The sequence below is a fragment of the Phytobacter sp. MRY16-398 genome, assembly GCF_003925915.1.
Classification (GTDB): Bacteria; Pseudomonadota; Gammaproteobacteria; order Enterobacterales; family Enterobacteriaceae; genus Phytobacter; species Phytobacter diazotrophicus.
Genome location: NZ_AP018756.1, coordinates 5655479 through 5676648 on the forward strand (window position 1 = coordinate 5655479; position 21170 = coordinate 5676648).

Genomic DNA, 21170 nt, shown 5'->3' on the forward strand with positions numbered 1-21170 from the left:
ACCCACTTCTTACGCCTGACGCAAGTTCTGCGCGGCTTTCACCATATTTGCCAGGGCGCTTCGGGTTTCCGGCCAGCCGCGGGTTTTCAGGCCACAGTCCGGGTTCACCCACAGGCGCTCTGCCGGGATACGCCGGGCGGCTTTCGCCAGTAGCGCTTCAATCCACTCCACGCTCGGTACGTTCGGCGAGTGAATGTCATACACGCCCGGTCCGATTTCGTTCGGGTATTCAAACTCTTCGAACGACTCCAGCAATTCCATATCCGAGCGCGAGGTCTCAATGGTGATCACGTCTGCGTCCAGGGCAGCAATGGAGTCCATGATGTCGTTAAACTCGCAATAACACATGTGGGTGTGAATCTGGGTTTCATCCCTCGCCACGGCCGCACTGATGCGAAAAGCTTCCACGCCCCACTCCAGATACGCATCCCAGTCGCGGCGACGCAGCGGCAGACCTTCACGCAGGGCCGGCTCGTCAATCTGGATGATGCCGATACCGGCGGCTTCCAGATCTGCGACTTCGTCACGCAGCGCCAGCGCAATTTGTTTGGCGATAGTTTCACGGCTCACATCTTCACGCGGGAAGGACCAGCACAGGATAGTCACCGGCCCCGTCAGCATCCCTTTTACCGGCTTACTGGTCAGGGACTGGGCATACTTCGCCCACTCCACGGTAATCGCCTCCGGGCGGCTGACATCGCCAATGACCACCGGCGGCTTCACGCAGCGGGAGCCGTAACTCTGCACCCAGCCGTTCTGGGTAAAGACAAAGCCGTCGAGATGCTCGCCAAAGTATTCCACCATGTCATTACGCTCGGCTTCACCGTGGACCAGCACGTCCAGCCCTAAACGCTCCTGCTCCACAATCGCCTGCCTGATGTGTTCAGCGATACCGGTACGGTAGTTGTTGGCATCCAGATTGCCTTTTTTGAAGTCCAGTCGTAGACCACGGATCTCGGTGGTCTGCGGGAATGAACCGATGGTCGTCGTCGGCCATGCGGGCAGGTTAAAGCGGGCACGCTGTGCTTTGGCGCGGACTTCATAAGTGCTGGTGCGCTGGCTGTCTTCTGCGGTGATGGCCGCCAGACGCTGCGAAACGGCGGTATTGTGCACACGGGTGGAGTGGCGGCGCGCCTGGATCGGGGCGCTCCAGGCCTCAATTGCAGCGGTATCACCGCTGTTCAGCGCATCGCGCAGCAGCGCCAGTTCTTCACATTTTTGCAGGGCGAAGGCAAACCAGCTCTTCACTTCCGCATCCAGACGCGTCTCCACGTTCAAATCGATCGGGCTGTGCAGCAGGGAACATGAAGAGGCCACCCACAGCGGGCGCTTCCCTGCCACTCCTTTAATCTGTGCATATTTTGCGCTCAGATCGGCACGCCAGACGTTACGGCCATTCACCAGCCCTGCCGAGAGCAGCCAGTCAGCGGGCAGGCGCTTGTGCAATTCGGCAACGTCATCTTTACCGTGGACCAGGTCAACGTGCAGCCCCTGTACCGGTAGTGCGGTGAGGGTGTCGAGGTTCGGTGTTACGCCTTCAAAATAGGTGGTCAGCAGCAGTTTCACCTGGCCCGCGAGTGCCTCGTAAGCCGGCTTGAAGGCATCCAGCCAAACCTGGGGCAGATCCAGTACCAGCGCAGGTTCGTCGATTTGTACCCACTCGACGCCGCGTTTCGCCAGTTCAGCCAGCACCTGTTTGTAGACCGGCAGAATGTCATTAAGCAGGCTCAGGCGGTCAAACTGTTCACCTTTCACTTTGCCCAGCCACAGGTACGTCACCGGCCCCAGCAGGACAGGCTTCACCTTGTGGCCCAGCGCCAGTGCTTCGTCCACTTCATCCAGCAACTGCGTCCAGGTCAGTTTGAACGGCTGACCTTTGGTGAACTCCGGCACCATATAGTGATAGTTGGTGTTAAACCATTTGGTCATTTCTGCCGCGGCCGCGGGTTCGCCGGTCGGTGCGCGGCCACGGCCAATACGGAACAGGGTGTCGATATCAACGGAGCCGTCGCTGTTCTGATGACGAGCCGGGACGTTGCCGAGCATCAGGCTGGTAGTCAGAACATGGTCGTACCAGGCGAAATCCCCCACCGGCAGCAGGTCGATGCCCGCCGCTTTTTGCTGCTCCCAGTGACGCGCACGCAGTTCGCGCCCTGTCGCCAGCAATGCGTCACGGGATGAGTTACCCGCCCAGTAACTTTCTTGCGCTTTTTTCAGTTCGCGACGCAGGCCAACGCGAGGGAAACCGAGGGTGTGGTTAATAATTGTCATTTTTTGAGCCTCATAATTTCAATCCGAAAGATTTCAGATTTCGGGAAGGCGGCAAGCTTGCTCATCCCCAGGAGCTTACTGAGGTAAGTGACTGGGGTGAGAAAGGGCGCCCAACGCACCATAAATTCGAAAGATAAAGGATTTAGCCATCCAGATGTTTACACATCCATATTTGGCGGTTACTGTATATTCCTCAAGCGCAAATTTGTCATGCCGAAGTGAAGGACTTTCATGATCGAAATTAAACATCTGAAAACGCTACAAGCGTTACGGAACTGCGGGTCGCTGGCTGCGGCAGCGGCGGCATTGCATCAGACGCAATCCGCACTTTCCCACCAGTTCAGCGATCTGGAACAGCGCCTTGGCTTTCGACTCTTTGTGCGCAAAAGCCAGCCTTTACGCTTTACGCCGCAGGGGGAAATCCTGCTGCAACTGGCCAATCAGGTGCTGCCGCAAATCAGTAGCGCACTGCAGGCCTGCAATGAACCACAGCAGACCCACCTGCGTATCGCGATTGAATGCCATAGCTGTATTCAGTGGCTGACGCCGGCGCTGGAAAGTTTTCGCACCCAATGGCCGCATGTCGAGATGGATTTCAAATCGGGCGTTACCTTCGACCCACAGCCCGCACTCCAGCAGGGCGAGCTGGATCTGGTGATGACCTCGGACATTCTGCCGCGCAGTGGCTTGCACTATTCGCCGATGTTCGATTTTGAAGTACGGCTGGTGCTTTCACCGGAGAGTCCGCTGGCCTCACGCACACGGATCACCCCGGAAGATATCGCCACCGAGACACTGCTTATTTATCCTGTGCAGCGTAGCCGCCTGGATATCTGGCGCCATTTCCTGCAACCGGCAGGCATCAGCCCGCAGCTTAAAAGCGTGGACAATACGTTGCTGTTGATTCAGATGGTCGCGGCGCGGATGGGCATTGCCGCCCTGCCCCACTGGGTGGTGGAAAGTTTTGAACGTCAGGGTCTGGTGGTGACCAAAACCCTGGGTGAGGGATTATGGAGCCGGTTGTACGCTGCCGTGCGCGATGGCGAGCAGCGCCAGCCGGTCACCGAGGCATTTATTCGCTCAGCGCGGAACCACGCCTGCGACCATCTGCCGTTTGTGCGGAGCGCGGAGCGACCCAGCGCCGATGCACCCATAGTGAGGCCAGTATCACCGTCCCACCAATGATAAAACTCGGCCAGTGCGGCTGCTCCTGCCAGATGGCAAGGTTCACCAGCAGCCCGGCCGGGACATGCACATTGTTCATGATGCCAAGCGTACCGGCGTCCACCTGCGTCGCCCCGTAGTTCCACATAAAGTAACCCAGCCCGGACGCCACGACGCCCAGCCACACCAGGATGCCCCATTGCAGGTTGGTGGTCGGCAGTTTTTGCGGGTTACCCAACAGGAACCAGGCGATAACAGCAACGATAGCGGCGCCAAGATAGAACCAGGCAAACGCGTTGTGCTGTGGCATCGGGCGCGTTTCCATCAGGCGTTTATAACCCACCATACCAATCGCAAAACTGATATTGGCGAGTTGCACAAACATCAGACCCGTCCAGAAATGATCGCTGACTTTGTCGTAACGGATAATCGCTGCGCCAACCACCGCCAGTAGCGCGCTCAGGGCGTAGCCCCACCGTAAACGACGCTTGCTGAGAAGATCATAAATCAGCGTGATGTAAAGCGGCGTCAAAACAGTGAATAACAGGAATTCCGATACGCTCAAATAGACATACGCACGGAAGCTGAACAGGTACATGATGCCAAGCTGCATCGCACCCACCAGCATGTAGAGCAGGATCGTTTTAAGCGTTTGTCCACGGGTGCGCAGGAACGGTAGGAAGACCAGAGCCGCCAGCCCCACGCGCATCAGCACTGAAAAATAGCTGTCGACGTGCCCGGCCAGGTACTCGCCAATCAGACTAAAGGAAAAAGCCCACAGGATCGTGGTGATGATGAGTAACGCCACAATGAATGTCTCTCAAAATAAGGAACACTCATTGTAGCGGAGTATCAGGTTGACAACTGGTCAATAAATGACCAGTTCATCAGCTCAAATACAATTTACGCAGGTAATTCGGCACGGCGTTGTCGGCGTTGGTGCCAATGACTTCCAGCTCCGGATGCAAATCCTTCAGACGCTGATGCGCGTTGCCCATAATGCACCCTTTACCGGCCATGGAGAGCATTTCCGCATCGTTCATGCCATCGCCAAACGCGATGCACTCTTTGAGACTGTAACCAAGTGCCTTCGAAACGGCTTCCAGCGCGTGTCCTTTCGACACACCGCCGGCCATGACCTCCAGACAGGTCAGCGTCGAGAAACTGACGTTCACGCGATCGCCCCAACGGGCATTAATCGCCTGCTCAAGCGGCAGCAACTGCTCATGCTTTTCGCAGGTGAAGAAGACTTTGCTGATGCCTTCAGGCTCCAGCAAGCCTGGCTCATACAGGGAATACTGGAAAATCGCCTCTTTGAAGAAACGCATTTCATCCGGGCGGTGGCGGTTCATAAACCATTCATCATCGCGATACACATTGGTGACGATGTCCGGGTTGTTATGCACCACGCCAAACAGATCGCTGGCAATATCCCGATCCAGGTTATGAGTGAACACCAGATTGCCATCGGTATCGTGAACCCGCGCACCGTTCGAGGTGATCATGTACGCCTTGATCCCGAGGTTATCGCGGATTTGCCCGACATCCACGTGGTGGCGGCCCGTCGCAAAAACGAAGTTCACTCCGCGCTCGGTGAGCAGCTTCAACGTTTCTTTCGCGTAAGGGGAGAGTGTATGGTCGGGGGAGAGCAATGTGCCGTCTAAATCAGACGCAACAACCTGATACATAGGAAACGTTAACCTCAATAATTCATTAGTTATACCGATCGAAAAAATCGACGATGGCGTTGAGCGCGACTGAGCGCATAGCGTCCTCTTCAAAGAGGATCTCATGGTACGCGCCCTTGATGACAAGCGGCTTTCCCCCTTCACAGGGGTGGCCCGCCGCGGCGCGCATTTCACAAAAGCGATCGTGCATGCGGTTATCTACAACACGCTCTTCTTCTGCCTGAATAATTAACATGGGCGATGTGTCTGATGCGGCCCCGGCCAGCACCTGCTCACCGGCCAGGATGCCTTCCCGCACCCAGTGCCAGGTTGGGCCTCCCACGCGCAGTTCAGGATCGTCGGCGTAGAAACGCAGATTGCGCCGGTAACGCTCGCGGCTGTGGGTCAGCGTGTTAATGGCAAAGGGCAGCGCATGCCAGCGACCGGTGCCAATGGCGTAATTCTCGCGAATACGCGGGTAGCCTTCCGCCCAGTCCAGCAGCGGGCGCACCATCCAGTCCGGCAGGTGGATAATAATGCCGAACATCGGCGCACACAGCGCAATAGCATCACAGTTGGCTTGTGGGTAACGTTGCACGAAGAGCGTGGCGATCGCGCCCCCCATTGAGTGCGCCAGAATGTAACGCTTGCGCCACGGACCCGGAGCGACTTCTTGCTCCCAGAACGCCGTAAGATCATCGACATAATCACTGAAATTGACCACATGGCCGCGATGAGAATCTTCCAGCAAACGACCGGAACGCCCCTGACCACGGTGGTCGATGATGAGCACATCAAAGCCGAGGTGGAAGAGGTCATATGCCAGTTCAGCATACTTCACATAGCTTTCAATTCGACCAGGGCAAACCACAATAACCCTGTCATGCCTGGCGGCATGGAAACGGACAAAACGCACCGGGACATTATCCACACCGGTAAATTCTGCCTCTTCTCGTTGACGCCAGAAGTCGGTTAACGGGCCTGTGGCAAAGGCGGCAAACGCGCTTTCTCTGGTTTCCCACTCCTTGTTTTGCCGGTACATTGGCTACGCCCTCACTTGCGCGACAAAAACGTTTTTGTGACCTGTAGCTAATTCCGCTAACAATAGCGTATTGTGGCATAAAAACAGACAATCAGGGAGTTTCTCATGACCTTCGAGTGGTGGTTCGCTTATCTGCTGACATCGATCATTCTCAGCCTGTCGCCCGGCTCCGGCGCGATTAATACCATGACCACCTCGATAAGCCACGGTTATCGCGGCGCTGCGGCGTCCATTGCCGGGCTACAAACCGGCTTAGGAATCCATATTGTGCTGGTTGGCGTAGGTCTGGGCACCCTCTTCTCGCGCTCGGTACTGGCGTTTGAAGTGCTGAAATGGGCCGGGGCCGCCTATCTGATTTGGCTTGGTATTCAGCAGTGGCGCGCCGCGGGCGCGATCGACCTCAATACTCTGGCGCATACGCAATCGCGTACACGGCTGTTTAAACGCGCGGTTTTCGTCAACCTGACGAACCCCAAAAGCATCGTCTTTCTCGCCGCGCTGTTCCCGCAATTTATTGCGCACAATGAGCCACAGGTGATGCAGTACGTGGTGCTCGGCGTGACCACTATCGTCGTGGATATTATCGTGATGATTGGCTATGCGACGCTGGCGCAACGTATTGCCGCCTGGATTAAGGGCCCGCGTCAGTTGAAGGCACTAAACAGGGTGTTTGGTTCGTTGTTTATGTTGGTGGGAGCGCTGCTGGCATCGGCAAGGCATGCCTGAGTTCGGTGTCGTCCCGGATGCGGCGTGAACGCCTTATCCGGGCTAACACGTAGCCCCGGACAGCGGCAGCGCCTCCGGGATAAACATTAACGCGAAATGATCAAATGGATACCGAAACCGGCGAACAGCGCACCGGCAAAACCGTCAATCCACTTCGCCAGACGCTGATAACCACGGCGCATCGCCGGTAAGGCGAATAGGCTTGCCACGACGGTGAACCAGGCGAAAGTTTCCAGCGTGATCAGCATAAAGATCCCCCAGCGCGCCCCTGCACCCACGCTGTCGCCGACAAACAGTGAGAACACCGAACCGAAGTAGATGATCGCTTTCGGATTGGCGAGGTTCGTTAACAGCCCCTTCATAAAGCTTCGACCACTGCTGGTTGCCAGTTCAATCTGCGGCGCACCGGCTTTGTTCTCTTCTTTTTTCAGCGCACCACGCAGCATCTGGTAACCCATCCAGCACAGGTACAGGCCGCCGCCGACCATAATGATACTGTGCAGCCAGGCCATTTTTTCAAGGATCAGGTTAAGACCGAGCAGTGCAACGCCTGCCCACACCATCACGCCTGTGGTAATGCCGAGCACGCCCATCATCGCCTCTTTGCGGGAGCGGCTGACGGCGGTTTGCGACACAAAGAAGAAGTCCGGGCCGGGGCTCATTAACGCCACAATGTGCACCAGGGCAACGGTGAGAAACAGCATTAACATGGTTAACTCGCGGAAAAATAATAAAGTGGGTTACTATCCTGACACTTTTTCTCTGTGCTGGCTACTCGTCATCATCGCCATCCACATGGGCACGAATCAGCGCCATAAACTCCTGACCAAAGCGCTCAAGTTTACGTACGCCTACGCCGTTAACCCCGAGCATTTCACCTGGCGTAATGGGCATCTGTTCGGCCATTTCAATCAGCGTTGCGTCGTTGAAGACCACATACGGCGGCACGTTGTTTTCATCGGCAATCGCTTTACGTAATTTGCGCAGCTTAGCGAAGAGTTTGCGATCATAGTTGCCGACTGCCGCCTTCTGCATCACCCGGGATTTCAGCGCGACCACACGCGGCACGGCGAGTTGCAACGGAACCTCGCCACGCAGCACCGGACGCGCGGCATCCGTCATCTGTAACGATGAATGCTGGGCGATGTTCTGCGTGACCAGCCCCAAATGAATAAGCTGGCGAATCACGCTTACCCAATGCTCATGGCTTTTTTCCCGGCCCATGCCGTAGACCTTAAGCTTATCGTGGCCGAGTTCACGGATACGTTGGTTATTCGCCCCACGGATCACCTCAACCACATAGCCCATCCCGAAACGCTGATTGACGCGACCAATGGTCGAGAGCGCAATTTGCGCATCCTTCAGGCCATCATACTGTTTCGGCGGATCAAGGCAGATATCGCAGTTACCGCAGGCTTCCTGACGCCCTTCGCCAAAGTAATTGAGCAAGACCAGACGGCGGCAGGTTTGCGCTTCCGCAAAGGCCCCCATCGCATTGAGCTTATGACGCTCAATATCCTGCAATTGCCCGGCCGGTTTTTCTTCAAGGCAACGGCGCAGCCAGGCCATGTCTTCCGGCGCGTAGAACAGCATCGCCTCGGCGGGCAGGCCATCACGCCCGGCACGGCCGGTTTCCTGATAGTAAGACTCGATATTACGCGGAATGTCGAAGTGAACCACAAATCGCACGTTGGGTTTGTTAATTCCCATACCGAATGCGACGGTCGCGACCACGATTTGCAGATCATCGCGCTGGAATTTCTCCTGCACGCTGGCGCGCACCGCGTTTTCCAGCCCGGCATGATACGCCGCGGCGCTAAAACCCCGGCTTTGCAGGCGAGCGGCGGTGTCTTCCACCTTCGCCCGACTGTTGCAGTAAATAATTCCGGACTTGCCGCGCTGGTCATGTACATAGCGTAAAAGCTGATCGAGCGGTTTGAATTTCTCCATCAGCATGTAGCGGATATTGGGTCGGTCAAAACTGCTGATCTGAATCAGCGGGTCGTTCAGCCCCAGAAGACGTTCAATATCGCGACGGGTGGTGTCATCCGCCGTGGCGGTCAATGCCATAAAAGGCACAGACGGCAGATACTGACGAAGCTGGCCCAGTGCGGCATATTCCGGGCGGAAATCATGACCCCACTGGGAGATACAGTGCGCTTCATCCACCGCCAGAAGTACCGGGTTCCAGTGCGTCAGTTGCTCAAGAAAGTTATCAAGCATCAGCCGCTCAGGGGCGATATACAGCAGACGGATTTGTCCGGTGCGGCAGCCAGCCATCACCTCAAGCTGTTGTTCACGACTTTGTGTTGAGTTCAGACAGGCCGCAGCAACGCCGTTCGCCAGTAACTGATCAACCTGATCTTTCATCAGGGAGATCAGCGGCGATACCACCACCGTCAGGCCAGGCAGAATCAGCGCCGGAATTTGATAGCAGAGAGATTTGCCGCCACCGGTCGGCATGACAACCAGACAGTCGCGGCCGCCGAGCACGGTATCAATGATATGTTGCTGACCCGGACGGAACTGCTGGTAGCCGAAGGTTTCCCGTAAAACTTCCAGGGCTGTCGATTCCAGATTCAATACTTCCGCCTGCGCCACATTTACTCCACTCGACAAAAGAAAACAGGCGCTATTTTCAGCGCCTGCTCATGAAACTGCAATGCTTAAAACAGATCGTTGAGCATTACGCCGACACCAACACGCGTCTGATTGAAATTGTAGTCAATTAACGACTCGCCATAACCGCTGTACACCTGGGTGTAGAAACGGACATGTTTGGTGATCGGATAGCTGACGCCGACTTCTGCGCCACCGTAGCCCGTGTTCCAGTTGTACTGCCCTTTGACGCTGAAAATGGCCTCGCCATACTGATAGCCGACCCGCAGTTGATAGTGGCCAAGATATTTGGTGATATCCGGGTTATCGTCGGTGTTACCCACCACGTACCAGGGTTTTACTTCCACCAGCCAGTTGCCATTTTGCGCCATTAAACGCGTATAAAGGCGGTTCCAGCTACGCGATGTGGGATCAGAACGGCCATTGGAGTCATGGTTGAAGCCAAACTCCATATCGCGCAAGGTCCAGCCCGCAAAGCTGTAATCAGTAGCGAAACCGAGGAACAACTGCGGTTCATAGTTGGTTTCACGGAACGGCGAAGAAGCAGGCTCCTTCGTGTTAGAAAGCTGCCACCACGATTTTTGCGTATAGGAAGCGCCCAGCACGGAATTCGGACCGACTATTCCGCGCCACAGCGGGAACGCCAGGCTGAGCTGGAATTTTACTTCATCTTTACGCGCTTCATCAGACCAGCTATATGAACGAATGGCTTCTTTGTTCATGTCGCTGGTGTAGGTATAAAGCAGGTAGTTCGACTCATACGGATAGAGCGTGAACGGATTATCATGCTCCTGCAGCATATTCGCGATAATACTACCGCGCACAGCAGGCGCATCATGAACTTCTTTTACTGTCGCTTCCTGCGCAAAAGCCGCAAAAGGCAGCGCACACAATGCCACAAACCAACCCAGAAACGTCCGCATCGGTTTTCTTCCCCTGAACAATGTTGATGAACTGAATATTTTTACAACATCTATTCTACATATTTATTGAGACGCTGCGCAGGTATCCTCTCTTAAACTGGAATTCAACAATTTAGAGGCATAAAATCAACATTTCATTAACCTAACGGAAGAGCCACTATGTCTGCCGTCCTCACAGCAGAAGCCGCATTAAAACTCGTGGGTGAGATTTTCGTCTACCACATGCCCTTCAATCGTGCGCTGGGTCTGGAGCTTACTCGCTACGAGAAGGATTTTGCCCAACTCAGCTTCAACAATCAGCCCATGATGGTGGGAAACTGGGCGCAGAGCATTTTACACGGCGGGGTTATTGCCTCCGCGCTGGATGTCGCCGCAGGCCTGGTGTGCGTTGGCAGCACGCTGACGCGCCATGACACCCTCACCGAAGATGAATTACGTGCTCGTCTGTCGCGAATGGGCACCATTGATTTGCGCGTCGATTATTTACGTCCGGGCCGGGGTAATCGCTTCACCGCCACCAGTACGCTACTGCGTGCCGGGAACAAGGTTGCGGTCGCGCGTGTCGAGTTACATAACGAAGAGCAGCTCTATATCGCCAGCGCCACAGCAACCTATATGGTGGGTTAAGCCGCGAAAATCGGGTAAAATGTCGTTACTTTTCAGCAAAGAGTTTTCCTGATGGATGCAAAACAGACGCGGTTGGGAGTGATATTTGCTCTGGCCGCTTATTTTATTTGGGGCGTCGCACCGGCCTATTTCAAAGTTATCTGGTTCGTTCCTGCCGATGAAATCCTGACTCACCGAATTATCTGGTCCTTCTTCTTCATGATCGCCCTGATAAGCGTCAGCCGTCAGTGGTCGCAGGTGAAACAGCTTTTACGTACGCCAAAGAAAATCTTGCTGTTAGCGGTATCTGCCGTTCTCGTTGGAGGTAACTGGCTGCTCTTTATCTGGTCAGTAAATAACCACCATCTGCTGGAAGCAAGCCTGGGGTATTTTATTAACCCACTGGTTAATATCCTGCTGGGGATGGTTTTCCTTGGTGAACGTTTCCGCCGCATGCAGTGGCTGGCGGTAATATTGGCCGCCAGTGGCGTACTGGTACAGTTGTGGGCCTTCGGCTCCTTGCCGATTATCTCGCTGGGCCTGGCCTTTAGTTTCGCCTTCTACGGCCTGCTGCGTAAAAAAATCGCCGTCGACGCGCAAACCGGCATGCTGGTGGAAACACTGTGGCTGCTGCCCGTGGCGGCTATCTGGCTGTTTGGGATTGCCGATAGCGCGACCAGCCATATGACACAGAATAGCTGGTCGCTTAATCTGCTGTTGATGGCTGCCGGGGTGGTCACTACCGTTCCCCTGCTGTGCTTTACCGGCGCGGCGACACGTCTGCGCCTGTCGACACTGGGTTTCTTCCAGTACATTGGCCCAACGCTGATGTTCCTGCTGGCGGTGACGTTTTATGACGAGCATCCGGGGGCGGACAAAATGGTGACATTCGGGTTTATTTGGGTAGCGCTCGCCATATTCGTGATGGATGCACTGTACACCCAACGCAGGGGTCGGTAATTGCCAGCGTCAGGATTCCGTACCGCTGATATCGCCGCGTCTTTAATCAGCCGGAGCAGGTGAAGGAAGCCACGCGCGATAAGATCCATAAAGGAAGGTTCAGCAGAATTGCTGAACCTTTTATTATAGATTTACAGCCAGTTACGACGTTTGAAGTAGAGATACGGCGCCAGCCCGGCGAGGATCATAAAGACAATCGCGCCAGGGTAGCCAAAGCTCCAGTGCAGCTCAGGCATAAACTCGAAGTTCATCCCGTAACTGGATGCCACCAGCGTCGGCGGCAGGAAGACAACGGAAACGACCGAGAAGATCTTGATGATCCGGTTCTGCTCAATATTGATAAAGCCCATTGCCGCCTGCATCAGGAAGTTCACTTTCTGGAACAGGGATTCGTTGTGCGGCAGCAGAGATTCGATATCTCGCAGGATTTCGCGGGCCTGCTCCAACTGACCGCCCGGCAAACGCGCTTTACGCACCAGGAAGTTCAGCGCGCGCTGGGTATCCATCAGACACAGACGTACCTTCCAGCCGATATCTTCCAGTTCCGCCAGCGTGGAAAGCGCTTCGTCATATTCATCACCCTGATGACCTTCCATGATCACACGGCTGAGTTTTTCCAGATCGCTATAGATGTTTTCGATTTCGTCTGCGAGCTGTTCGATTTTGGTCTCGAAGAGATCGAGCAGTAACTCATAGGCGTTGCCATCGACCATAGCCTGGCTACGGGCGCGCATACGGTAGAGACGAAAAGCGGGTAATTCGCGCTCACGCAGGGTGAAGAGGCGGCCTTCGCGGATAGTAAATGCCACGGTGGAGTTGCCAGCATGGTCTTCCGCATCTTCAAAGAAGAAGAAGGAGTGGATGTGCAAGCCGTCTTCATCTTCAAAAAAACGCGCAGATGCTTCGATGTCTTCCAGTTCCGGGCGTGTCGCCAGGTTCTGACCCAATTCAGACTGCACGCGGGTTCGCTCGTCATCGTCCGGCTCGACCAGGTCAACCCAGACGGAACTGGCGAGGTGCTTTATTTCGTCAGCTTCGAGACGGGTTAAACGATTATTTTCCAGTTGAAATGCGCTCAGCATAGCCGGGACTCCCAATGCAAAAATGACTGGACAGTTCGGTTGGGCACACAAGAAACATTTGGCGTTTCAGACCATTAAACAGCCTGACTCAGCGCGACGGGAATACAGCAGGTCGCTGACAACCACTAAGGCCATCAGCATAAGGAGATAGCCTTAGGAGTTGTTCCTGGATGACAGGGAATTGAGCCAGTATCTACTGGGTGTGTCCAAGGCGAATGTCCTCTTAGCGTGATCGTGCGCGCATGTTACGCCAGCAAAAATGAGGCGTCAACACGCAACGAAACGCTAAAGGGTAATATTTCCCCCTTAGCGTATAAGGCTAGCAGAATATTACAAAATAATGATATTTTTCTGAAAGTTACACTGTTTCAAGACGTGCATAAGCAGCCACCAGCCATTTAATGCCCTGCCCCTGGAATGCCACCTGCAAACGGCTGTGCTCGCCGCTGCCTTCCAGATTAACAATTGTCCCTTCACCGAACTTCGGATGACGCACACGCTGTCCCAGTTTATAGCCCGTGTCGTTCTCTGAAATCGGCGCGCCAAGGCGTTGATGGCTGACCGGACGGCTGACGGTAGCGCGCAAGCGCACCTCTTCGACACAGTTTTCTGGCAACTCGCCGATAAAGCGCGATGGACGGTGATAGGCCTCTTTGCCATACAGACGGCGGGTTTCGGCATAAGTCAGCGTCAGCTTCTGCATCGCACGGGTCACGCCGACATAGGCCAGGCGACGTTCCTCTTCCAGACGGCCGCCTTCATCCAGCGACATCTGGCTCGGGAACATCCCCTCTTCCATCCCGACAATAAACACCTGCGGGAACTCAAGCCCCTTGGCGGAGTGCAGTGTCATCAGTTGTACTGCGTCCTGCCAGGTATCCGCCTGCCCTTCGCCCGCTTCCAGCGCGGCATGGGAGAGGAATGCCTGTAACGGCATCAGATCTTCATCTTCTTCGTTGTAGCTGAACTGGCGCGTTGCCGTGACCAGTTCCTCTAAGTTCTCGATACGCGTCTGGCCTTTCTCGCCTTTCTCCTGCTCGTACATCATCCACAGGCCGGAATCTTTCACCACGCGGTCCGTTTGTACGTGCAATGGCATGTCAGCCGTCTCCTGAGCCAGCGCGTCAATCAGCTCCATAAAGCGCTGTAATGCACTTGCCGCGCGACCGGCCAGCACTTTTTCCTGCAACAGTTCGCGTGTCGCCTGCCACAGCGTCAGTTGACGATCGCGCGAAGTCTGGCGGACCACGTCCAGCGTTCTGTCACCGATCCCACGCGTCGGCGTATTCACCACACGTTCAAAGGCGGCATCATCATTTCGGTTTGCAATCAGGCGCAAATAAGAGAGTGCGTCTTTGATTTCCTGACGTTCAAAGAAGCGCATCCCACCGTAAATACGATACGGCATGCTTGCCTGTAATAACGCCTCTTCCAGCACACGGGACTGGGCGTTACTGCGATAGAGAATGGCGCAATGCTCCAGCGCACCGCCGCTCTCCTGCCAGGTTTTAATACGGTTAACAACAAAACGAGCCTCATCCAGCTCGTTGAAAGCGCAATAGAGTGAAATCGGCTCGCCATCGGCACCGTCGGTCCACAGGTTTTTCCCCAAACGCCCGTTGTTGTTTTCGATAAGGGCGTTCGCCGCGCTGAGAATATTGCTGGTTGAGCGGTAGTTCTGCTCAAGGCGGATCGTCTGCGCGCCGGGGAAGTCGTTGAGGAAGCGCTGGATATTTTCCACCTGCGCCCCACGCCAGCCGTAAATCGACTGATCATCGTCGCCGACAATCATGACTTTGCCGGTGTCGCCTGCCAGCAGGCGGATCCAGGCATACTGAATGTTGTTGGTATCCTGGAACTCATCCACCAGGATATTGGTAAAACGTTCGCGATAGTGCTGTAGGATATGCGGCTTATTGAGCCACAGTTCATGGGCACGCAGCAGCAGCTCGGCGAAATCCACCAGCCCGGCGCGATCGCAGGCTTCCTGATAGGCCTGATAAACCTTCTGCCAGGTCTGCTCGACCGGGTTACCGTAGCTTTGAATATGGTGCGGGCGAATGCCTTCATCTTTTTGGCCGTTGATATACCACATGGCCTGGCGCGGCGGCCACTGCTTCTCATCAAGGTTCATCGCCTTGATCAGACGCTTAAGCAAACGTAACTGGTCTTCGCTGTCGAGGATCTGGAAATCCTGCGGCAGGTTGGCGTCCATATGGTGCGCACGCAACAGGCGATGCGCCAGCCCGTGAAAAGTACCCACCCACATACCGCCCTGGCTGGTCCCCATAAGCTGGCCGATACGGTGGCGCATCTCCGCCGCCGCTTTGTTGGTGAAGGTCACCGCCATAATGGAGTACGGCGAGCAGTTTTCCACGGTCATCAGCCAGGCGATGCGATGCACCAGCACGCGCGTCTTGCCACTGCCTGCCCCGGCCAGCACCAGCATATTGCTACGCGACGCGGCGACCGCATCACGCTGTTTGTCATTAAGGCTGTCGAGCAGGTAAGAAACGTCCATTGGCACCGCCGGGTTAGTATGAAGCCGTTGCGCTATATCATTTGGTTTACAGGAAGGCGACAAGCTCATGAATCCCCAGGAGCATAGATTAACTATGTGACTGGGGTGAGTGAGTGCCGTCAACGCACCTGTAGACCGAAGGATAAAGCGCAACAACCCCTGGGAATTTATACAGAACTTGTGGTGATTATATCAGCGTGGTGAGGGATGCCAACCGCGAAATCTCCAGATGTGGCAGCAATCGGCTATCAGAAGCCGTCAGCAGGTCTGCCCCTTCCGGTTTGATCCAGCAGGCCTGCATACCACAGCGAATGGCACCGGCGACATCTGTCGTCAGGTCATCCCCGACGTGCAGAATTTCACCTAACGGAATGTTCAGGCGTTCAGCCGCAAGGTGGTACATATCATTAAACGGCTTCGCACGCCCGTCAGGGCCAGCGCGCAGCACAAATTCAAAGTAATCGGCCAGGCCGAATAACGCTGGCTGCGCATTGCCGTTGGTGATCGCCACCAGCGGCCATTTTTCAGCGAGCTTTGCCAGGGTTTCGTGGGTCTCTTGCGGCACATCAACACGGCTGCGCCATTTCGCGAAATGCTGCATTGCCGCTTGCGCCCCTTCTGCCGCTTCATCAACGGTTAACCCGGCATCCAGCATGGCGCGTTCGACCGCACGACGACGCCATTCGGTCACATCGTGGTAGATCTCCGGTTCCGCGAGCAACAACGACTGGCGAATGCGTTTCAAATCCGTATTTTCCAGCGCATTCAGCGAGGGGTGATATTGTTGCACAAACAGCAGGGATTCCTGTTCCGTGCGCAGAATAACCGGGCGGTTATCGTAAAGGGTATCGTCGAGATCAAAAGTGATGGCCGAGATGAGGCCCACAGGCCGGTAAAATCGCATTATTTCCCCCGTTTGGCGCGTGGATGCGCTGCGTCATACACCGAGGCAAGGTGTTGAAAATCAAGATGGGTATAGATTTGTGTGGTGGAAAGGTTAGCATGCCCCAACAGTTCCTGCACGCCGCGCAGATCGCCGCTGGACTCCAGCATATGGGTGGCAAAGGAGTGACGCAGTTTATGCGGGTGCACGTGACTGTTCAGCCCCTGTTTGATTCCCCACTCAGCAAAGCGTTTTTGCACATTGCGCGCGGAAATACGTTTCCCCAATTTCGAGAGAAACAGCGCCTCTTCTTCGCTGCCAAATAACCCGCGTAAATCCAGCCAGTGTTCAATCCAGATGACCGCGTTCCGCCCGACAGGTAAACGGCGCTCTTTGCTGCCTTTCCCCATCACCCAGACTTCACCACTTTCCAAATCAAGGTGTTTGATATCCAGCCCCACCAGTTCGGATAAACGCAGCCCGGCACCGTACATTACCTCCAGCATCGCCCTGTCGCGTACCGCCAGCGGATCGTTAAGATCGATATCCAGCAGACGGTTTACGTCGTCCACGTCAATATTTTTTGGCAAGTGACGCGGCGTTTTCGGAGCGGAAACACCCTTCGCGGGATTGGCCGGAAGCTCGCCCTGACTCACCAGCCAGTCAAAGAAGCTGCGTAAAGCCGAAAGGCGTAGCGCCAGACTGGCGGCTCCCAGCCCCTTGCGGCGACTGCGCACGGCAAAAGCCCGTACCGCGGCGGCATCACATTGTTGCCAGCGCTGCAGGCCGATTTCCCCGGCAAGCGCAATGATGGCATCAAGCTGACGCTGATAATTGAGAAGCGTGATGGGGCTTAACTGACGCTCCACGCCCAGATAGCGCAGAAAACGCGTGACGGCCAGATGCAGAGGCGAATCGGTCATACGCGCTCGATCCAGCGCTCCAGCAAGTCCGGTAACATTATGGCGATCTCTTCCAGCAGTTGCGTGCCCTGGCCATGCTGATAGTGATGCGGGTCGCGACTACTGAACAGCACAACGCCCAGATCGGCGTCTGGCCCCATCATTGTTACCGCCACAGAACCGATCGCTTTCGCTTCCGGCAAAAGTAAGAGTAACTCCGGTCCGTTCAGTGAACCGAGATAGTGCTGCTGTTGACCCAGACGCTGAATACGCAGTGGCTCAAAAGCCTGGCGAGAGAGCGCAAGATGGGTAAAACCGGACGGCGCGCCAAGACGCCAGCGGTCCGGGAACAGGCGGACGGTAGCGCCTGCCAGCCCCAAATCTCTGGCCCACCGCTGGAAGCGATTCAACATTTCCTCAAGGCTTTTGGCCGATGCCAGTTTGCCCTGCAGACGCAGCAGGCGGTAGAACAGACCTTCATTGGCGCTGGCCTGCTCCATCAGCAACGTCATGTTCTCTTCCAGCACGTTGATATGGTTACGTGCCCGCACCATGTGCCACTCGACTAACGAAATCGAACCGCGTACGGGATGAGGAACACGAATAGCTTCAACAGCGTGTGCATTACGGATAAAAAACTCAGGATTACGCAACAGATAATCGACGACAGCGTGGTCATCCAGTTCCATAAACGTTTCCTGCAGTTCTTCCCCTGGTTGCTTCATAGATGAATAAATCCGTCGTAGACATGTGCCGCCGGGCCAGTCATAAACAACGGTTGGCCCGGTCCTTTCCATGCGATATCCAGCCGACCGCCTGGGAGTTCCACACGTACTTCTTCTGCCAGCAAACCTTGCTGGATACCGACCGCGACCGCTGCGCAAGCGCCGCTTCCGCAGGCCTGCGTTTCGCCCGCGCCGCGTTCATACACGCGCAGTCGGATGTGATCGCGTTTGACTACTTGCATGAAACCAATATTGGCGCGCTCAGGGAAGCGTTCGTGGCTCTCCATTACCGGCCCCAGCGTTTCAACCGGAGCGGTATCGACATCATCGACTTGGATAACACAGTGCGGATTGCCCATTGAGACAACGCCGCACAATATTGTTTGTTCCGCCGCACGCATAATATAGGTCTTTTCCGCTTTGTTCGCCCGGAACGGAACCTGCGATGGCTCGAAGTTGGGTTCGCCCATGTTCACGCGCACCAGCTCGTCATCCGTTACGGTTAATACCATGCGGCCGTTCGCGGTGCTGACGCGAATGTCACGTTTATTGGTCAACCCTTTTAAGCGCACAAAACGGGCAAAACAACGTGCGCCGTTTCCGCACTGGGAGACTTCGCTGCCGTCAGCATTAAAGATGCGATAGTGGAAATCGAGTTCGGGATCGTAGGGGGGTTCGACCACCAGCAGTTGATCGAACCCCACCCCGAGATGCCTGTCAGCCATACGACGGATCAGATCAGGGGAAAAAAAGACATTCTGCGTTACCGCGTCGACGACCATAAAATCGTTGCCAAGGCCATGCATTTTAGAGAACTGCATCATCTACTCCATATACGCGGATACAGCACGGGAACGTTAGTAATTCACCTGCGTTGGGCCACCATTATCACCACGATCGTTACGATCCGGGGTCGTTGTCTGAATGGCGCTTTCGGTTTTTTTGGTTGGCGGCGGCGCATTTTTGTCAGCCGGCGGGAAATAGAGCGGCCCTTTCAGACCACAGCCCGTCAGGCTAAATAAGGTTAATAATACAGCCAGGGTTCGACACACGTCTTTCATTGTAGGTTGCCTGTTGGTTCATTCTTTCTGCTTTCTATCATCGCAGGAGAAGACACAAAAGCAAGCGTTTAGCACGTCTTTATAAAATCGGAAAAGCCGTCCGTTTACCTGTTCACGACACATCCTCAACGCCAAATATGCTTTGCTAAGCCTTCTCTTTTCAAGGCCAGGATGGCGTGATGAAAATTAACAAGCTCTTTTATCTTCTTTCACTTTCACTGTTGTTACAGCCCGCCCTGGCATGCCGGTTAGATCCGCCTGAGCATAATGCTTATCAGCCGTGGGGCAAAGGCGCGGTCTATATGCAAGCGGGCGAAGAAAATGTCATTGCGTTACCAGAACTTAACTTCAAACGCCTGCGTCGCCTGCCGAACCTGGCGATTGATTATGCGCATCCTAAAGGGTGGAAAGAAGAACCACCGTTAACGGATCTGACTACCGATTATGTCTATCAAGGCGCACAGTCGACTTATTCCCAGTATGCGTATCACAGTGATGGCCGCTACATCGTGTACGCAGGCAAAGTCATGTATAACCCGCCCGGCACGCCGCCTGTGGACATTCCCTCTTTTCAAGTCTTCGACAGCTTTGCCGCTGATAAAAACAGCCTTTATTACGAAGGCAAACGTACCGGCGATAACAGCACTGAAAGGCCAGTGAATGTGGCTACGCTGCGCAAAATTGACTTCGACAGCAGATGGCGTCCTGACTGGTTGGGGCTAATTTTGCGCGACGATCGGTATCTCTACGTCAATGGGCATCGCCTTGATGAGCCGGATAGTTTTACCGTGTTGGCGCAAAAATCCTGGGATCAGCGCGGCAAATTTTCTGCGGCGTTTAACCCCTGCGTCGCGATGCCTTTCGGTCCCTGGGATACTCTGGCGCGAACACGTACGCGGCTTATCATTAACGGCGAACCGCTTAAAGCCGATCCCGATACCTTTTCGATTGTGCGCTGGATGCCAGGATCGCTGCTGACCTTTCGCGATAAAAACGGCCTGCATCGCTACGTCCTCAACCAGGGCAACCTGGAATGGGACGAAGATACGCACAAACATTGTAACGCCTTCAACCTCCTGGAAAAGCGCGTCCTGTGGCGTAAAGGCCCCGATTGCCAGCAAGCAGAGATCCCAGGCCTTGACCCGGAGCAGTTCCATCCGCTCAGCGATGCCGTGGCGCAGTATCAGGACAAACTGTATGTCATTACCAAAACGGACTCTGATAAAAAGAAGCTGGAAATCGTCACTCTCGACAACCCGAATCTGACCATTGATAAACGTTTTAACGCCGGAAGGAATCATGGCTATCTGCTTACCCGACACGGCTATCAACCAGGCGGATTGCAGATATTCGAATCAACAGGAACGTTGATTCTGATGGATTACCGCGTTCCTGATGAAAAGGAAGCACACCTGAACGATAACCCCTATCTCCGAAATTGGTTCGCCCGTGACGACCGCTACTTTTATGTTTTCGATGGTATGCAACTCTGGCGGTATCCGACGCCTGATAGCAAAGCGGTACGGGTGATATGGTTCGAGCAGCATTCCGGCTATGGCTATGGCGTCCACTACCGTACGGGATATCTGGATGGCAAGCTGATGGATGACGGTGTGTTTGTTCCGACGGGGGTGAAATATTCCACTCGCGCGCAGCCTGCAGGCGCGTCTGCTGATTGGCGTGACGGCCCCTCTTTTAAAATAGACGGTACCGGGGTGCACTGGCGCAAAGTGCTCTCTTCTCAAGGGCATTGGGGCAAATGGGAAAGACTACCAGGCCTCGATCCACGGCAATTTCACCTCATCACCAGGCGTATCGCGCATTATCAAAATCGCCTGTATATCGCTACGTTATCCCCTTTAGGCGAAGACAGCTTAGCAATATTTGAAGTGAGTTCATCCGCGCCCTTTGTCAGTAAATGGACGCATAACGGAACAGAGGACGAGAAATGAAAGCACAGGCGCGGCTTTGATGCGATTCGCTCCTGCGGCTATACTGCCGCCATCACGTAAAACGGG

Annotated in this window: 20 protein-coding genes; 5 read left to right on the forward strand and 15 right to left on the reverse strand. The window is 54.9% G+C overall.

The window, feature by feature from the left end; all coding sequences use genetic code 11:
- Window positions 1–9: 9 nt before the first annotated feature.
- Entirely contained in the window at window positions 10–2271 is a 2262-nt protein-coding gene (metE, locus tag MRY16398_RS27675; RefSeq protein WP_125125567.1) for a 5-methyltetrahydropteroyltriglutamate--homocysteine S-methyltransferase, read from the reverse strand.
- A 231-nt stretch (window positions 2272–2502) separates the two neighbouring features.
- On the opposite strand from metE, the gene metR reads away from it, so the two are divergent.
- On the forward strand, window positions 2503–3456 hold the full coding sequence (gene metR, locus MRY16398_RS27680) for an HTH-type transcriptional regulator MetR (RefSeq protein WP_039077046.1): 954 nt from the start codon (window positions 2503–2505) through the stop codon (window positions 3454–3456).
- On the opposite strand, the gene MRY16398_RS27685 is transcribed toward metR, so the two are convergent.
- The 3 genes from MRY16398_RS27685 to pldB all read right to left on the reverse strand — a co-directional run bounded on the left by MRY16398_RS27685 (window position 3344) and on the right by pldB (window position 6144).
- A complete protein-coding gene (locus MRY16398_RS27685) occupies window positions 3344–4243 on the reverse strand; it encodes a carboxylate/amino acid/amine transporter (protein WP_039077045.1) in 900 nt (299 codons plus the stop codon). The genes metR and MRY16398_RS27685 overlap by 113 nt on opposite strands.
- A gap of 79 nt (window positions 4244–4322) precedes the next feature.
- On the reverse strand, window positions 4323–5123 hold the full coding sequence (gene yigL, locus MRY16398_RS27690) for a sugar/pyridoxal phosphate phosphatase YigL (protein WP_039077044.1): 801 nt from the start codon (window positions 5121–5123) through the stop codon (window positions 4323–4325).
- A gap of 25 nt (window positions 5124–5148) precedes the next feature.
- Entirely contained in the window at window positions 5149–6144 is a 996-nt protein-coding gene (gene pldB, locus MRY16398_RS27695; RefSeq protein ID WP_039077043.1) for a lysophospholipase L2, read from the reverse strand.
- A gap of 105 nt (window positions 6145–6249) precedes the next feature.
- Here pldB and rhtB point away from each other — a divergent pair, with 105 nt between their 5' ends.
- Window positions 6250–6870: a homoserine/homoserine lactone efflux protein gene (gene rhtB / locus MRY16398_RS27700; protein ID WP_125125568.1), complete on the forward strand. Its 621-nt coding sequence runs from the start codon at window positions 6250–6252 to the stop codon at window positions 6868–6870.
- A gap of 86 nt (window positions 6871–6956) precedes the next feature.
- Here rhtB and rhtC read toward each other — a convergent pair whose 3' ends face one another.
- From rhtC to pldA, 3 genes are all read right to left on the reverse strand, one after another.
- A complete protein-coding gene (gene rhtC / locus MRY16398_RS27705) occupies window positions 6957–7580 on the reverse strand; it encodes a threonine export protein RhtC (RefSeq protein WP_039077041.1) in 624 nt (207 codons plus the stop codon).
- Window positions 7581–7641: 61 nt separating this feature from the next.
- Complete coding sequence (gene recQ / locus MRY16398_RS27710) at window positions 7642–9471, reverse strand: ATP-dependent DNA helicase RecQ (RefSeq protein ID WP_039077040.1); 1830 nt, start codon at window positions 9469–9471, stop codon at window positions 7642–7644.
- 65 nt (window positions 9472–9536) lie between these two features.
- Complete coding sequence (gene pldA / locus MRY16398_RS27715) at window positions 9537–10412, reverse strand: phospholipase A (protein WP_039077039.1); 876 nt, start codon at window positions 10410–10412, stop codon at window positions 9537–9539.
- Between the two features lie 159 nt (window positions 10413–10571).
- Here pldA and yigI point away from each other — a divergent pair, with 159 nt between their 5' ends.
- On the forward strand, window positions 10572–11039 hold the full coding sequence (gene yigI, locus MRY16398_RS27720) for an acyl-CoA thioesterase YigI (protein WP_039077038.1): 468 nt from the start codon (window positions 10572–10574) through the stop codon (window positions 11037–11039).
- Between the two features lie 51 nt (window positions 11040–11090).
- Window positions 11091–11978, forward strand: coding sequence for an EamA family transporter RarD (rarD, locus tag MRY16398_RS27725; protein ID WP_039077037.1), 888 nt, complete (start codon window positions 11091–11093; stop codon window positions 11976–11978).
- 131 nt (window positions 11979–12109) lie between these two features.
- Here the strand turns inward: rarD and corA are convergent, their stop codons facing one another.
- The 8 genes from corA to lptM all read right to left on the reverse strand — a co-directional run bounded on the left by corA (window position 12110) and on the right by lptM (window position 19152).
- Entirely contained in the window at window positions 12110–13060 is a 951-nt protein-coding gene (gene corA / locus MRY16398_RS27730; protein WP_039077036.1) for a magnesium/cobalt transporter CorA, read from the reverse strand.
- Between the two features lie 153 nt (window positions 13061–13213).
- Entirely contained in the window at window positions 13214–13270 is a 57-nt protein-coding gene (gene ysgD, locus MRY16398_RS31090; RefSeq protein ID WP_212743980.1) for a YsgD/CorL family protein, read from the reverse strand.
- 148 nt (window positions 13271–13418) lie between these two features.
- Window positions 13419–15581: a DNA helicase II gene (uvrD, locus tag MRY16398_RS27735; protein ID WP_039077035.1), complete on the reverse strand. Its 2163-nt coding sequence runs from the start codon at window positions 15579–15581 to the stop codon at window positions 13419–13421.
- Window positions 15582–15768: 187 nt separating this feature from the next.
- On the reverse strand, window positions 15769–16485 hold the full coding sequence (gene yigB / locus MRY16398_RS27740) for a 5-amino-6-(5-phospho-D-ribitylamino)uracil phosphatase YigB (protein WP_039077034.1): 717 nt from the start codon (window positions 16483–16485) through the stop codon (window positions 15769–15771).
- Window positions 16485–17387 carry a tyrosine recombinase XerC gene (gene xerC, locus MRY16398_RS27745; protein ID WP_039077033.1) on the reverse strand — a complete coding sequence of 301 codons (903 nt, stop codon included), beginning with the start codon at window positions 17385–17387 and terminating at the stop codon, window positions 16485–16487. Before xerC ends, yigB begins: the two co-directional genes overlap by 1 nt.
- Window positions 17384–18091 (reverse strand): DUF484 domain-containing protein, encoded by a 708-nt coding sequence (locus MRY16398_RS27750; RefSeq protein ID WP_039077032.1) that lies wholly within the window; start codon window positions 18089–18091, stop codon window positions 17384–17386. The genes xerC and MRY16398_RS27750 overlap by 4 nt, the downstream gene beginning before the upstream one ends.
- Complete coding sequence (dapF, locus tag MRY16398_RS27755; protein ID WP_039077031.1) at window positions 18088–18912, reverse strand: diaminopimelate epimerase; 825 nt, start codon at window positions 18910–18912, stop codon at window positions 18088–18090. The genes MRY16398_RS27750 and dapF overlap by 4 nt, the downstream gene beginning before the upstream one ends.
- 36 nt (window positions 18913–18948) lie before the next feature.
- Complete coding sequence (gene lptM, locus MRY16398_RS27760) at window positions 18949–19152, reverse strand: LPS translocon maturation chaperone LptM (protein WP_039077030.1); 204 nt, start codon at window positions 19150–19152, stop codon at window positions 18949–18951.
- A gap of 179 nt (window positions 19153–19331) precedes the next feature.
- On the opposite strand from lptM, the gene MRY16398_RS27765 reads away from it, so the two are divergent.
- The gene (locus tag MRY16398_RS27765; protein ID WP_125125569.1) at window positions 19332–21104 is read left to right on the forward strand and encodes a hypothetical protein; all 1773 of its coding nucleotides are present in this window, start codon (window positions 19332–19334) and stop codon (window positions 21102–21104) included.
- Window positions 21105–21170 lie beyond the last annotated feature (66 nt).

Bases quoted from the DNA above. Each gene is read 5' to 3' on its own strand.
- yigL (WP_039077044.1), bottom strand. From the start codon at position 5,123: ATGTATCAGGTTGTTGCGTCTGATTTAGACGGCACATTGCTCTCCCCC.
- MRY16398_RS27765 (WP_125125569.1), top strand. From the start codon at position 19,332: ATGAAAATTAACAAGCTCTTTTATCTTCTTTCACTTTCACTGTTGTTA.
- corA (WP_039077036.1), bottom strand. From the start codon at position 13,060: ATGCTGAGCGCATTTCAACTGGAAAATAATCGTTTAACCCGTCTCGAA.
- lptM (WP_039077030.1), bottom strand. From the start codon at position 19,152: ATGAAAGACGTGTGTCGAACCCTGGCTGTATTATTAACCTTATTTAGC.
- MRY16398_RS27750 (WP_039077032.1), bottom strand. From the start codon at position 18,091: ATGAAGCAACCAGGGGAAGAACTGCAGGAAACGTTTATGGAACTGGAT.
- yigI (WP_039077038.1), top strand. From the start codon at position 10,572: ATGTCTGCCGTCCTCACAGCAGAAGCCGCATTAAAACTCGTGGGTGAG.
- rhtC (WP_039077041.1), bottom strand. From the start codon at position 7,580: ATGTTAATGCTGTTTCTCACCGTTGCCCTGGTGCACATTGTGGCGTTA.
- rhtB (WP_125125568.1), top strand. From the start codon at position 6,250: ATGACCTTCGAGTGGTGGTTCGCTTATCTGCTGACATCGATCATTCTC.
- rarD (WP_039077037.1), top strand. From the start codon at position 11,091: ATGGATGCAAAACAGACGCGGTTGGGAGTGATATTTGCTCTGGCCGCT.
- metR (WP_039077046.1), top strand. From the start codon at position 2,503: ATGATCGAAATTAAACATCTGAAAACGCTACAAGCGTTACGGAACTGC.
- yigB (WP_039077034.1), bottom strand. From the start codon at position 16,485: ATGCGATTTTACCGGCCTGTGGGCCTCATCTCGGCCATCACTTTTGAT.
- xerC (WP_039077033.1), bottom strand. From the start codon at position 17,387: ATGACCGATTCGCCTCTGCATCTGGCCGTCACGCGTTTTCTGCGCTAT.
- pldB (WP_039077043.1), bottom strand. From the start codon at position 6,144: ATGTACCGGCAAAACAAGGAGTGGGAAACCAGAGAAAGCGCGTTTGCC.
- pldA (WP_039077039.1), bottom strand. From the start codon at position 10,412: ATGCGGACGTTTCTGGGTTGGTTTGTGGCATTGTGTGCGCTGCCTTTT.
- dapF (WP_039077031.1), bottom strand. From the start codon at position 18,912: ATGCAGTTCTCTAAAATGCATGGCCTTGGCAACGATTTTATGGTCGTC.
- metE (WP_125125567.1), bottom strand. From the start codon at position 2,271: ATGACAATTATTAACCACACCCTCGGTTTCCCTCGCGTTGGCCTGCGT.
- uvrD (WP_039077035.1), bottom strand. From the start codon at position 15,581: ATGGACGTTTCTTACCTGCTCGACAGCCTTAATGACAAACAGCGTGAT.